General features: G+C 55.8%; 12 protein-coding genes. 5 read left to right on the plus strand and 7 right to left on the minus strand.

What is annotated here, in order from left to right; genetic code table 11:
• The first annotated feature begins 4 nt into the window (after positions 1-4).
• On the plus strand, positions 5-892 hold the full coding sequence (yghX, locus tag HF679_RS22065; RefSeq protein ID WP_123756932.1) for a YghX family hydrolase: 888 nt from the start codon (positions 5-7) through the stop codon (positions 890-892).
• A gap of 147 nt (positions 893-1,039) precedes the next feature.
• Positions 1,040-1,327, plus strand: a complete 288-nt coding sequence (locus HF679_RS22070) for a DUF2623 family protein (protein WP_123756468.1) — start codon at positions 1,040-1,042, stop codon at positions 1,325-1,327.
• Positions 1,328-1,361: 34 nt separating this feature from the next.
• Here HF679_RS22070 and yghU read toward each other — a convergent pair whose 3' ends face one another.
• Together yghU and HF679_RS22080 are read right to left on the minus strand one after the other, a co-directional pair.
• Positions 1,362-2,228: a glutathione-dependent disulfide-bond oxidoreductase gene (yghU, locus tag HF679_RS22075; protein ID WP_123756469.1), complete on the minus strand. Its 867-nt coding sequence runs from the start codon at positions 2,226-2,228 to the stop codon at positions 1,362-1,364.
• 154 nt (positions 2,229-2,382) lie between these two features.
• A complete protein-coding gene (locus tag HF679_RS22080; RefSeq protein ID WP_123756470.1) occupies positions 2,383-2,943 on the minus strand; it encodes a DsbA family protein in 561 nt (186 codons plus the stop codon).
• 99 nt (positions 2,944-3,042) lie between these two features.
• Here HF679_RS22080 and HF679_RS24985 point away from each other — a divergent pair, with 99 nt between their 5' ends.
• The 3 genes from HF679_RS24985 (at position 3,043) to HF679_RS22090 (ending at position 6,392) form a co-directional block, all read left to right on the plus strand.
• Complete coding sequence (locus HF679_RS24985; RefSeq protein ID WP_315970249.1) at positions 3,043-3,147, plus strand: hypothetical protein; 105 nt, start codon at positions 3,043-3,045, stop codon at positions 3,145-3,147.
• A 75-nt stretch (positions 3,148-3,222) separates the two neighbouring features.
• A complete protein-coding gene (gss, locus tag HF679_RS22085; RefSeq protein WP_123756471.1) occupies positions 3,223-5,094 on the plus strand; it encodes a bifunctional glutathionylspermidine amidase/synthase in 1,872 nt (623 codons plus the stop codon).
• A 116-nt stretch (positions 5,095-5,210) separates the two neighbouring features.
• Positions 5,211-6,392, plus strand: coding sequence for a PLP-dependent aminotransferase family protein (locus tag HF679_RS22090; protein WP_123756472.1), 1,182 nt, complete (start codon positions 5,211-5,213; stop codon positions 6,390-6,392).
• A 166-nt stretch (positions 6,393-6,558) separates the two neighbouring features.
• Here the strand turns inward: HF679_RS22090 and HF679_RS22095 are convergent, their stop codons facing one another.
• The 5 genes from HF679_RS22095 to HF679_RS22115 all read right to left on the minus strand — a co-directional run bounded on the left by HF679_RS22095 (position 6,559) and on the right by HF679_RS22115 (position 12,639).
• The gene (locus HF679_RS22095; RefSeq protein ID WP_123756473.1) at positions 6,559-6,747 is read right to left on the minus strand and encodes a hypothetical protein; all 189 of its coding nucleotides are present in this window, start codon (positions 6,745-6,747) and stop codon (positions 6,559-6,561) included.
• A gap of 170 nt (positions 6,748-6,917) precedes the next feature.
• A complete protein-coding gene (locus HF679_RS22100) occupies positions 6,918-8,837 on the minus strand; it encodes a tyrosine-protein phosphatase (protein ID WP_123756474.1) in 1,920 nt (639 codons plus the stop codon).
• Between the two features lie 315 nt (positions 8,838-9,152).
• On the minus strand, positions 9,153-9,953 hold the full coding sequence (locus HF679_RS22105; RefSeq protein WP_123756475.1) for a hypothetical protein: 801 nt from the start codon (positions 9,951-9,953) through the stop codon (positions 9,153-9,155).
• 127 nt (positions 9,954-10,080) lie between these two features.
• Positions 10,081-11,613 carry a DHA2 family efflux MFS transporter permease subunit gene (locus HF679_RS22110; protein WP_123756476.1) on the minus strand — a complete coding sequence of 511 codons (1,533 nt, stop codon included), beginning with the start codon at positions 11,611-11,613 and terminating at the stop codon, positions 10,081-10,083.
• A gap of 9 nt (positions 11,614-11,622) precedes the next feature.
• Positions 11,623-12,639, minus strand: a complete 1,017-nt coding sequence (locus tag HF679_RS22115) for an HlyD family secretion protein (protein ID WP_123756477.1) — start codon at positions 12,637-12,639, stop codon at positions 11,623-11,625.
• Positions 12,640-12,921 lie beyond the last annotated feature (282 nt).

Consider the following 12,921-nt stretch of genomic DNA (forward strand, 5'->3'; position numbering starts at 1 on the left):
GATGATGACGCGACTGACGGCGAAAGATTTTCCGCAAGAGTTACTGGAGTATTACGACTATTACGCGCACGGCAAAATTACCAAGCGGGAGTTTTTGCAGCTGGCCGGTAAATACGCCGTCGGCGGCATGACCGCGCTGGCGCTGTTTAACCTGCTGAAACCCAACTATGCGCTGGCAGAGCAGGTGCTGTTTACCGACCCGGATATTCGTGCGGAATATATTCGCTATCCCTCTCCCGACGGCCACGGCGAGGTGCGCGCTTATCTGGTGGTGCCGACCACCGCGACCGTGAAACCGGCATCGGTGATTGTGGTGCATGAGAATCGCGGCCTGAATCCCTATATTGAAGATGTTGCCCGGCGGGTGGCAAAAGCCGGCTATATCGCGCTGGCGCCGGATGGCCTGAGCTCCGTGGGTGGCTATCCCGGCAACGATGACGAGGGACGCGAGCTGCAGAAAAAAGTCGATCCGCAGAAGCTGATGAACGATTTTTTTGCCGCTGTCGCCTTTATGGAAAAGCATCCGCAGGCGAGCGGCAAGGTGGGGATCACCGGTTTTTGTTACGGCGGCGGAGTGTGCAATGCCGCCGCGGTCGCCATCCCGGAGCTGGCCTGCGCGGTGCCGTTTTATGGCCGTCAGGCGCCGGTCGCCGATGTTGAAAAAATCCATGCGCCGCTGCTGCTGCACTATGGGGAGCTGGATAAGCAAATCAACGCCGGATGGCCGGCCTATGAAGCGGCGCTGAAGGCGCACAACAAAGTGTACGAAGCCTACATCTATCCCCAGGCGAATCACGGTTTTCACAACGACTCCACACCGCGCTATGACCGCGAGGCCGCCGAACTGGCCTGGAAACGGACGCTGGCCTGGTTCGATAAATACCTGAGCTAACGTTGCCGGAAAATTGCCAGAAATAGCGCTAACGCTGGCTCAAAAAATCGCTATATAATTTTATATATAACGATTAGGAGCCTATCCCAGTAGGCGTACATTGTTGCAGCCAACTTGGTCACAAAATAGCCTGATGGGGAGGCAGAGATGGATAACCACTTCGGCAAAGGACTCATGGCGGGGCTCAATGCCCCCCAGGCGGAAAGCGCCAGTAAGGCGGCCAGTTTTTGCGCCGACTATAAGCGCGGGTTTGTGCTGGGCTATTCGCAGCGCATGTTTGAAAAAACCGGCGATCGCCAGCTTAGCGCCTGGGAAGCCGGGATCCTGACCCGTCGCTATGGCCTCGACCGTAATATGGTGATGGACTTCTTCAAAGAGGGGCAATCCTGTACGGCGGTGCGTTACTTTATGGCGGGGTACCGGCTGGAGAGTTAACTACCGAAGGCCGCAGCCTTCGGTAGGCGTTCGGCTATGCCTGGCGTTTGTCTTCGGTCAGGGTATCGAAGTCGCTGGCATCATGGCGTTCATGCAGCTGCTCGTTAAGCGGGCCGTTGGTACGGTTAACGATGCGCCCACGCTTCACCGCCGGACGATTAGCGATATCCTGCGCCCAGCGCAGAACGTTTTTATAGCTGCCGGCATCGAGGAATTCCGCGGCGTTATAGGCGCCACCGAGCACCACGTTGCCATACCACGGCCAGATGGCCATATCGGCGATGGTGTACTCTTCCCCGGATACATAGCGGGTGCGGGCCAGCTGTTTATCCAGCACGTCGAGCTGGCGTTTGGCTTCCATCGTGAAGCGGTCGATCGCGTACTCGATTTTCACTGGCGCATAATGATAGAAGTGCCCAAAGCCGCCACCCAGGAACGGGGCTGAGCCCTGTAGCCAGAACAGCCAGTTCAGGGTTTCGGTTCGCCCGGCGGGATCTTTTGGCAGGAAGAAACCAAACTTCTCGGCGAGATAGAGCAGGATGCTGCCGGATTCAAACACGCGGGTTGGCGGGGTGGTGGAGTGGTCGCTCAGCGCCGGGATTTTTGAGTTAGGGTTCACCTCAACAAAACCGCTGGAGAACTGATCCCCTTCGCCGATGCGGATCAGCCATGCATCATATTCCGCACCGCTCACGCCCAGCGCCAGCAGTTCTTCCAGCAAAATCGTCACTTTCTGGCCGTTTGGCGTGCCCAGCGAGTACAGCTGTAGCGGATGTGTGCCTACCGGCAGCGTTTTTTCGTGAGTGGCGCCGGAGACGGGGCGGTTGATGTTGGCGAATGCTCCACCGTTGCCTTGCTTCCATTCCCACACTTTCGCGGGTTGGTAATTATTCTCTGACATGATGACCTGCCTTTTTAGTGAGAGATTGAGGGAGTGTAGCAGGAGTTAGATGTCGGGTTTAACCGTCTGAGGCTTAGAGGCTAGTCCATTAGGCTCTTAGTGCGGGGGAAAATTCCCCGGCAAGCGCCGCTCACCGGGGAACAGGGGCAGAGGCTCAGGCCATAATCCGCGCGGCCCACACGCTAATATCGTCTCCGCTGCCGAGATCCGGCTGCACCAGACCGTTAACCATAAAGGTCGGCGAAACGTGGATGCCGTTCTGCCGGGCATATTTGCTGTGCCATTTAATTTCCGTCTGCAGCTCAGGACGGGCAAAGGCGGTGGACAGCAGCACCTGGCTGTAGCGCTCGATGCGCTGGACAATCTGCTGCGGCGTGGTGTCCATATTCGGCCCGCTACAGTGGTCGGTAAACTCAAACTCTTCGCGATGGTCGGCGACCGCTCTTAGCACTCTGAGCGCCTGCTCTCTGCCGTGCGGCAGCGTCGATGCGGCAAGAATACAACGCACGATCACCCCCGAGAACAGATGCCAGGGCTGAGACTGCAGACGAATTTTGATCGTCACATTATCGGCGCCGACTTCGTCCAGCAGGTCGTCCAGTTTCCTGAACGCCTTGACGGAATAGGGGCAGGTTGGCTCCAGGAAAACCTCAAATGTCCGTGGACCGTGGCCCCAGACCAGCGGCTGAGCCTGCAGATGCGGTTGTGTGCTCATACTCAACTCCTGATGTTGTTTTGTTATTCGTTGTTTTTTCCCTGAAAAACCCGGATTGTTATCAACGGCGTGCAACCTGAAGTATGACGGGGAGAGGTTATCAATAACGATATCACTTTTACCCGAGGGCGCAGGGTTATTTTCCCGCAGGGCACGATCGGTGAATCCAATGAGTGGTATCATCATCCCACCTCTGTCTGGTAAGTGCCTGCGGCAGGATAAGAAGAGGGAGTTTTGTTCCGCCAACTGCCCAGGCTGCATTAATTTGAGGTCAGGCTAATGAGCAAAGGATCGACAAGCAGTGATGCCCCTTTTGGTACATTGTTAGGCTACGCGCCGGGCGGCGTAGCAATCTATTCATCGAATTACAGCAGCTTAAATCCGCGAGACTATCCGGATGACGCGACGTTCCGCAGTTATATCGGTAGCGAGTATATGGGGCACAAATGGCAGTGCGTCGAATTCGCGCGTCGCTTTTTGTTCCTCACCTACGGCTTTGTCTTTACCGATGTCGGCATGGCCTATGAAATATTCTCCCTGCGCTTCCTGCGCGAAGTGGTGAATGACAATATTCTACCGCTCCAGGCCTTCGCCAACGGCTCTCAGCGCCCGCCGATGGTTGGATCGCTGCTGATCTGGCAAAAAGGCGGTGAGTTTAAACATACCGGCCACGTCGCGGTGATCACGCAGCTGGTGGGCAATAAGGTCAGAATCGCCGAGCAAAACGTTATCCATACGCCGCTGCCGCAGGGCCAGCAATGGACCCGCGAGCTGACGCTGGAGGTGAAAAATGGCCTCTACACCATCAAAGACACCTTTGCCGATACCGAAATATTAGGCTGGATGATTCAGACCGCCGATACCGAGCACAGCCTGCCGCAGCCGGTGCTGCCGGGTGAGGCGATGGCTATCCGCGGCGCAAGACTGCCGAACAAAGGCCAGTTCCGCGGCCACTGGCTGAACGAGAAAGACTCGCTGCAGAAAGCCTACGTCGCCGCCAACGGCCACGTCATTAATAAAGACCCCTACCAGTATTTCACCATCACCGAAAGCGCCGAGCAGGAGCTGATCAAAGCGACCAACGAGCTGCATTTGATGTACCTGCACGCCACCGACAAAGTGATGAAAGATGACAACCTGCTGGCGTTGTTTGATATCCCCAAAATCCTCTGGCCGCGTTTGCGCCTCTCGTGGCAGCGCCGTCGTCATCATATGATTACCGGCCGCATGGATTTCTGTATGGATGAGCGCGGGCTGAAGGTCTATGAGTACAACGCCGACTCCGCCTCCTGCCATACCGAAGGCGGGCTGATCCTCGAGCAGTGGCTGAAGCAGGGATACTACGGTACCGGCCATAATCCGGCGGAAAATCTGCTTGATGAGCTGGCGGGGGCGTGGAAGCACAGCCGTGCTCGTCCGTTCGTGCACATCATGCAGGACAAGGATCTGGAAGAGAACTATCACGCCCAGTTTATCCAGCGTTCGCTGACTCAGGCAGGCTTTGAAAGCAAGATCCTGTTCGGCCTCGATGAACTGCACTGGGATACCGCCGGACAGTTGATCGACGGCGACGGACGACTGGTGAACTGCGTCTGGAAAACCTGGGCCTGGGAAACCGCCATCGAACAGGTGCGTGAAGTGAGCGCCGATGAGTATGCCGCCGTGCCGATCCGCACCGGACATCCGCAAAACGAGGTGCGGCTGATCGACGTCCTGCTGCGTCCTGAAGTGCTGGTGTTTGAGCCGCTGTGGACGGTGATCCCCGGCAACAAGGCGATTCTGCCGGTGCTGTGGTCGCTGTTCCCGAACCATCGCTATCTGCTGGATACCGACTTTGTGGTCAATGAAGAACTGGCGAAAACCGGTTATGCGGTGAAACCGATCTCCGGCCGCTGCGGCAATAACATCGACCTGATTGGCCCGAAAGACGAAGTGCTGGATAAAACCAGCGGGCAGTTTGTCGATCGTAAAAATATTTACCAGCAACTATGGTGCCTGCCGAAGGTGGATGGTAAATACATTCAGGTATGTACGTTTACCGTGGGCGGCAACTACGGCGGGACCTGCCTGCGTGGCGATGATTCTCTGGTGGTCAAAAAAGAGAGTGATATCGAGCCGTTAATTGTGCTGAGCGACAACGATAACCGTTAACCTCAACCCGGACTGAACGATACGTACTGAAGCCCCGGCCAGCATCGCACGGCCGGGGAATATGCAGTAAGAAACAGATAACACATCACAACAACAAGACAGAAAAGGAAAATAGCATGCACGATAGGCGACTCGCCGTCCGCGCGGGTGAACTCAAGCCCTCCGCCGTTCGCGAACTTCTCAAGCACAGTAAGCTCCCCGGCGTTATCTCGCTGGGCGGCGGCATTCCGGCTCCGGAACTTTTTGATACCGAAGGTCTGAATCTGGCGGTGCAGCAGGTGATGAGCGGGCGCTTCAACGATGCATTCCAGTATGGGCTGACCGAAGGCTACCCGCCGCTGCGTCAGGCCGTGAGCGAACTGTGCCAGGCGCGCGGTGTTGCCTGCCAGGCCAGCCACGTCTATATCACCTCCGGTTCGCAGCAATCGCTGGATATCGTGGCCCGCACGCTGCTCGATCCGGGCGATGCGATCGTGGTGGAGCGTCCGACCTATCTGGCGGCGTTGCAGGTATTCCAGCTGGCGCAGGCCAATATTCTCAGCGTGGATACCGACGATAACGGGATGCTGGTTGAGCAACTGGCCGATCTGCTGGCCACCACGCAGGTGAAAGCGGTCTATCTGGTGCCGACCTTCGGTAACCCAGGGGGAAAAACCCTGAGCGACGATCGCCGCCGCCGTCTGGTTGAGCTGGCGAAGCAGCACGATTTTGTCATCATCGAAGATGACCCCTACGGTGAAATCAGCTTTACCGATGAAGTCCGCCGTCCGCTGTATCAGCACGCGGTGGAACTGGGCTGTGAAGATCAGGTGGTCTACACCTCGACGTTCTCCAAAATCCTCGCGCCGGGGATGCGTATCGGCTGGATCGTCATGCCGGACTGGCTGGCGCACCAGACGGTGATCGTCAAGCAGGCGGCGGATCTGCATACCAATATGCTGTCGCAGGTGATCACCGCGGAATACCTGGCAATGAACCGGCTGGATAGCCAGATCGCGCTGATCCGTGAAGATTATCGTAAGAAGTGTGTGGCGCTGGCGGATGCGCTGGAATCGCGCCTCGGAGAGCACATCGAGTTCAGCCGACCGCAAGGCGGTATGTTCCTGTGGGCCCGTTTCCGTTATCCGTTTGATACCATGGCATGGTTGCAGAAAACGCTGGAAAACGGCGTGGTGTACGTCCCGGGCGAAGCGTTCTATCACGACAATCCGGACACCCGCACGCTGCGTCTGTCTTATTCTACGGTGTCGGAAGAAGGGCTGATGACCGCCGTCGAACGTCTGGCGAAGTCGCTGTAGGTCTGAATCATTAACTCCGCGCCGCCGGGCGGCGCAGAGTTTTAATATGGTTTAATCGCTTTCGGCAATACGATCATCAAGCCAAATCAGCATTAATGAAGAGAGAAAGGCCACGGCAAGCGTGCCAATAAAGAGCCACATAAAAGAATCCCTCAGAGGTGTTTTATTATTTTTCTGCTGTTACCGGTGAGTGGTGGTTGGTGTTGCGCATGGTCACTTTGGTCGTATTCTGGGACGTCGCGAGGGTGAAGAAATCATCAGCATCAATATCAAAATTCAGAACAATTTCCCGGTAATTCCCGCAGTGAATTAATTCCTTTGCTTCTTGCATACTACTGGCTGTTATTGTCGGCATCGTCTTATCTCGTATGAAAACTGGTTAGCAAAGTAAGAGCTTGTGCATATCAGATCAACTCTTTTTTGATAGCGGTGAGAAATAGACTATTTCCTTATTATTACAAAGGAAAATAGCCGGCGAGAGAAATGAACGGGGCAAAACGTCATTTAACGCTCTGCCCCGGTGCGTTAAAAGGCGTAAGCCACGCTGAGGTTTCCGCTGTAGCCGTGGCTGTCTCCGCCGCTGGCGATTTCCGCCTGGCCGCCAAGATTCAGGCTCAGCGCCCCGCGGGTGAGGCCAATATTGGCCCCGGCGTTAACGATATCGCGGCTATCATAGGCAGAATGCTGCCACACCTCATAACGATAGACCTGGCCACCGGTGCTGACCGACGGGCCGCTGAAGAAGTGCTCGTAGCCGATATTTACCGCCGGCGAGAGCGTCCAGCTGCCGAGGCTGTGCGGGTTAAAGGCGAGATTCACCCCGGCCAGCCCGCTGCTGCTGTTTTCACTCACGCTATCGACGTCCAGCGCCAGCTCGCTGCCGCTTTCGTGGAAGGCATCCATGCGCAGATGGGTGAGCCGGGTGCCGATGGAGGATTCCACGCTGACCGCCTCAAACGCGCTGACGTAACCCAGGCGCAGCGTACCGCCCACCACCTGACCGTGGGTATCGCCGGAGGCGGTGCCTAACCCGCCATTCAGCCGACGGGTGCTGCTGTAATCGACCCAGCCAGCGTTAAGGTCAGCGGCGGCAAAAGGACCATGGGCGAGATCCTCGAAGGCGTAACGCGTACCGATCCCTACCAGCGTGGTGTTGGCGTCGGCTTCCGCGTTGGCGCTGCTCAGCGAGCCCCAGCTATAGCCTACGGTGCCGTAAGCGCTGAGCTGCGCGTTCACCCGTTGGGTATAGCCCAGCAGCGTCCCGGTGGAGTGTTCGTTGCTGCTGGCGGCACGGGAAGAACCATCGGTCCCCAGATAGCCGTTCAGCGCGGTCAGCCAGAGCTTACCTTCGCCGTCCCGTAGCTGACGGCTGTCGGTATTCGGCGCCAGCGCCTTGTCCAGTCGCGAACCGCTGCGCAGCAGATAGCTGGCGGTATCGGCATAAATCTGCCCGCCAACCTGCGATTCCACGCCCCCGAGCGTCCCGGCATCGATCGCCGATTGCAGGTAGTTGTTGTAAGCCGTGTAGTGGCCGGACAGCTCGCTATTTTGTAGCGCATTCAGCAGCGCTGCGCCCTGGGCGGCGTTGCCGCGTAGCGCGCTCTGACCCGGCAGCTGCGCATAGTGAACCATTTTGCCGCGCAGCACGTAGATAGTCTCCTGTGACAGCCCCAGCCCTTCCTTGAGGTAATTATCTACCGTGCCGTATTGCGAGGTGATCTCATCGAGACCGGCCTGCAGATAGCTGGCATCGACGCCAAGCAGCGGCTCGTAGATCGCCGCCATCGCCGGTGGCATCGCCGCGAGAGTCGCCGCAATCCGCTGGCGGGTATAGTCATTGGTCGCGAGGTAGTTTTCCATGATGGTGGCGCTATCGACGCCGGCAATGCTCAGCAGCATCGCCGCGGTCCAGCCGGTCCGGTCTTTGCCGGCGGTGCAGTGAAACAGGGCGGCGCCATCGGCGCTGGCTAAATCGTTAAACAGGGTCGTGAACTGCGCGCGCATTCCCGCATCGCTGACGAACGAGACGTTAGCCTGCTGCATCATGGCTTTCGCGGCGGCAGCGCTGGTGACGGACACGCTGGTGATGTTGCTGCCGGAGGTGCCGCTCCCGATGATGTCGATGTTGGTATAGGTGGCGCCGTCCGGCAGCACGTCCGGGGCGCTGGCGATTTCGCTGGGGGTACGTAAGTCATAAACGTCACTGATCCCCAGTGAACTGAGCGTCGCCTGGTCCGCGGCAGAGAGCGTCAGCGCGTTGGCGCGATAAAACACTCCGGTGCGCATGGTGCCATCGTGGCTGGTGGTATAAACCGAGGTCGTCCCCGCGATATCGCGGAAATTATCAATGCTGGAGAGTATTGGGGTATTAATCGGCGTAGCGTAGAGCGCACCTGAAAGGGTGCTGGCGACCAGAGACAAAGAAAAAGGAATATAGCGATTCACAATGAGCCTCAGTTATATATGGGGTGAAACTGACTTTTTGTTGAGGCCTGGAAATATAGGTGTGAATTGTTGCAGAATTATTTCTGCCTGAGATTTTATGATTCGCAACAACCCGTTATGTGAAATGTTCGGGGGATTAAAAAACAAAATAGTGAGCTATTTTTTAATTTATCGCTATTTTTAACGGGGGTCCCGGCGGTGGAAAAGCAGAATGTTGTTTTATCCAATCGTTAGCCAGCTAATCCTTCGTTGTTGCGGTAATTGCGGGGGAATAGTGGGGGAGTGGTGGAGGCCGTCGTGGCCTCCACCGCAGGATCACAGCTGATATTGCCAGCCGAGCAGGATGCGCTTGTCCGCCTCATCCAGATAGGTATTGTTATCCTGAACATAGGTCATCACTTTGACCGAGTTATGTTCCGTCAGGTTATAGCCAAGGCCGATACCGGCAAAGTAGCCTTTGTAGTTGTCGCCGGCATCGTTCTTCGAACCGTAGGATCCCGCCAGAAAACCCAGCAGGCGCAGATTTTCGCTAAGTGGCTTCAGCGCGAATGCCCCCAGATAGCCGCTACTGCCGGTCACATTGGTGGACTCAAAACCGTTAGCTGGCGATGGCATACCGTCAAAACCCGGCTGTGAACAGGCCTTGTGTTTATCGGTATTACACGCCATGTGGTCGCCATCGTTATAGGTATATCCCGCCATCGGGAAGATCTGGAAGCCGGCCGGCTCGATACCAAAGAAACTCAGAGGGATAAAGGTGCCGACGGAATAGTTGGTTTGCGATGAATCATCGGGAAACTCATTTTTACCAAAGTTGAAATTCAAAATCCCAATCGGAAATAACCATGAGCCACCGACGCGCCACTCTGAAGCATCGCTATTGACCCGGACGTTCAGTTTCTTGACCTGATCGAAGGCCAGAGAGCCTGAGAATGAGACGTTGCTGTCGTTCATCTCATAGTTATCGGACCAGGAGACCCCGACTTTGGTGGTGACTTTGGTCGGATCGTCCGCTGATTTTTCAGCGTTGGTTTTAACTTCTCCCGCCTTAGCGAAAGGAACACCGGAAAACAGCCCGATGCACAGGGTAAAAAGGGGGAGGTATTTCATTTGCATTACTAATATCCAGAGTGAAGATCAACACGTCTTAATTAAACGACAACCAATAACTGTACAGGTCGTAGCGTATTTTAAGGCATGGATTTACATTTAATTTTGAATTTTACCGGTGGTATTAAATATATTAGTTGTTCTTAACAACAGATGGCCGAGAAAATAAAAACACCAGCGGTAACAACAGAAAACACAAGAACATCATCAGGCGGAAATCCTGATAGTAAGCCAGCACCGTCGCCTGACGCGTCACTTCGCCGTTGATGGCCAGCAGCCCCGGCAGATGATGAATGTTGTACGCGCCGGACTGCATATCATGCTGCAACGCCTTATTGAACGGGTTAATAAAGCCGGAGAAGGTCATGTGGTTACGCTGGACCTGCTGCGCCAGGTAGGTGGTCACGACCGAAATCCCGATACTGCTGCCGATATTGCGGATCAGCGAATAGAGCGAGGTCCCTTCGGTACGATACTGCGCGGGCAGCGTCGAGAAGGTCAACGTGGAAAGCGGCACGAAGGTTAACCCCATCCCGATCCCCTGGACCACGCCGGAGCTGATAATATCCCACGGGCTCATCCACATGGCGTAACGCGTCATCATCCACAGGGAAAACGCCATGATCACGATACCGACGCTAATCACGTAACGCATGTCGACCTTGCCCGCGATACGCCCGACCAGCATCATGCTTAGCATGGTGCCAAACCCGCGCGGGGTCATCAGCAACCCGACGTCAATCACCGGATAGCCCATCATGCCTTGCAGCAGCGGCGGCATTAGCGCCATCGTTGCCAGCAGGATCGTCCCCACCACAAAGCTGAACAGCAGGCCGACGACAAAGTTCTTATCGTGGAAAATCCCCGGGTCGATAAACGGCTTTTTGATGGTGAAGATATGCACCACGAACAGATAGAGCGCCAGCGCGGCCAGTACCGCCTCGATAATAATTTCACCGCTGGAAAACCACTCTTTTGACTCGCCGCGGTCGAGAAACAGCTGCAGGCTGCCGATGGCGACGCTGAGGAAAAAGAATCCCAGCAGGTCAAACTTCCGCGTACGGTCGACGGGGGTTTCGCTGACGAAGGTGCTAATGCCCAGCCAGGCCAGAACACCAAAAGGAATGTTGATATAAAACACCCAGCGCCAGCTGTAATACTCGGTTAACCAGCCGCCCAGCGCCGGGCCAAGAATCGGACCGACCATCACCCCCATGCCCCACATGGCCATGGCGGAACCATGTTTCTCCGGCGGCCAGCTGTCCAGCATCACCGATTGCGACAGCGGCACCAGACTGGCGCCAAATATCCCCTGCAATAAACGGAACAACACGATCTGGTTGAGCGTCTGCGCGGCACCGCACAGCATCGAGGCGATCGTAAAGCCAATCACCGCAATGACAAACAGACGCTTACGCCCGATACGCGCGGAGATAAACCCGGTCAACGGCATGGCGATGGCCGCCGCGACGATATACGAGGTCAGTACCCACGAAGTCTGGTCCTGGGTGGCCCCCATGGCGCCCTGCATATGGGGCAGGGCAACGTTGGCGATGGTGGTATCCAGCGCCTGCATAATCGTCGCCAGCATCACCGAAAAGGTGATCAGCAGGCGACGGTCAACGGCGCTGTTTTTCGGCGGCGCAGCCGCAATCACATCAGACACGGTTCCCCCTTACGACGCGCTGTTGACGTCAGATTGGGTATCGATTTTGATCGCCGCGCTCAGGCCAGCACGAAGCTGCGGCTGTTGGGCGTCAGTTTGCAGACGAATACGTACCGGGACACGCTGGGTGACTTTGACCCAGTTGCCAGTGGCGTTTTCGGCCGGGATCACCGAGTATTCCGCGCCGGTCGCCGGGCTAATGCTGCTCACTTTGCCGTGCCAGGTCACCCCTGGGGCGTAATCGACATTAATTTCTGCCTGCTGGTTATTGCGGATATGCGCCAGATCTTTTTCCGTGAAATTCGCTTCGATATATAAGTTCTTATCGGAGACTAATAACATGGTGGTGGTGCCGTTCTGCACATATTCGCCTTTCTGCAGCACTTTGGTAATGGTGCCGGAGGCCGGGGCATATTCCTGCACGTGCGACAGATTATTTTTGGCGGTATTTAACTCGGCCAGCGCCTTTTTATAACGCGGGTGTTGTTCAACCGGCATTGCAATATCGCCGCCAAAGCTATCCGCCACTTCCTGCAGCTGTTTTTTAAGCATGTTGACTTCCAGCGCCATCAGCAGCGTTTTTTGATGGGCGCCATCGAGATCCGAGGCGGAAACATAGCCAGGCCCGTTCAGACGATGCAGACGGTCTTCCTCACGCTGGGCATACTGGTGCTGACTTTGCGACACCGCGATATTCGCCAGCTTGCTTTGGTATTGCGATTTGATGGTGTTCAAATCGATAACGGTAGTATTCAGGTCGGACTCTGCCTGGGCGACAGCCAGCTGATAGGGCTTCGGATCGACGCTAAACAGCAGGTCGCCTTTATTAACGTGCTGGTTCTCTTTCACCGCGACATTTTCAACCCGGCCAGCGACTTCCGCGCTAATGCCGGTTTTATCCGCTTTGACGTACGCATTATCGGTTTCGACGTAACGACCGTTGGCTAAATAATACCAGCCACCCGCGGCCAGCCCCAGAGCAGGCACAACCAGTAACAGCATGACACGCAGTTTTTTAATATTCATATTGTCGATCTCTTCATTAAACAGGCTCTAAATATCCCGATAGTGAGCGACCCAGGATGCCCGGTATGTGAATGTTGATGGCACGCGATGACATGCGATGTGAACCATCGGTGCCTTGCAGGGATAATTGATGAATGGCGAACGGCTACCGCAAGGTGTCGTTGATAACGGGTAATATAATTAGCACGCTTATTATAAACTAAGCACCTCGTGCTATTAGCTGTTTAAAAATAAACGCCGGGCGCGGGGGAAATGACGCTGGAAATAGTGATGAGCCCGCGG

It is taken from the genome of Enterobacter sp. JUb54 (assembly GCF_014298075.1).
Lineage (GTDB): Bacteria > Pseudomonadota > Gammaproteobacteria > Enterobacterales > Enterobacteriaceae > Klebsiella > Klebsiella lignicola.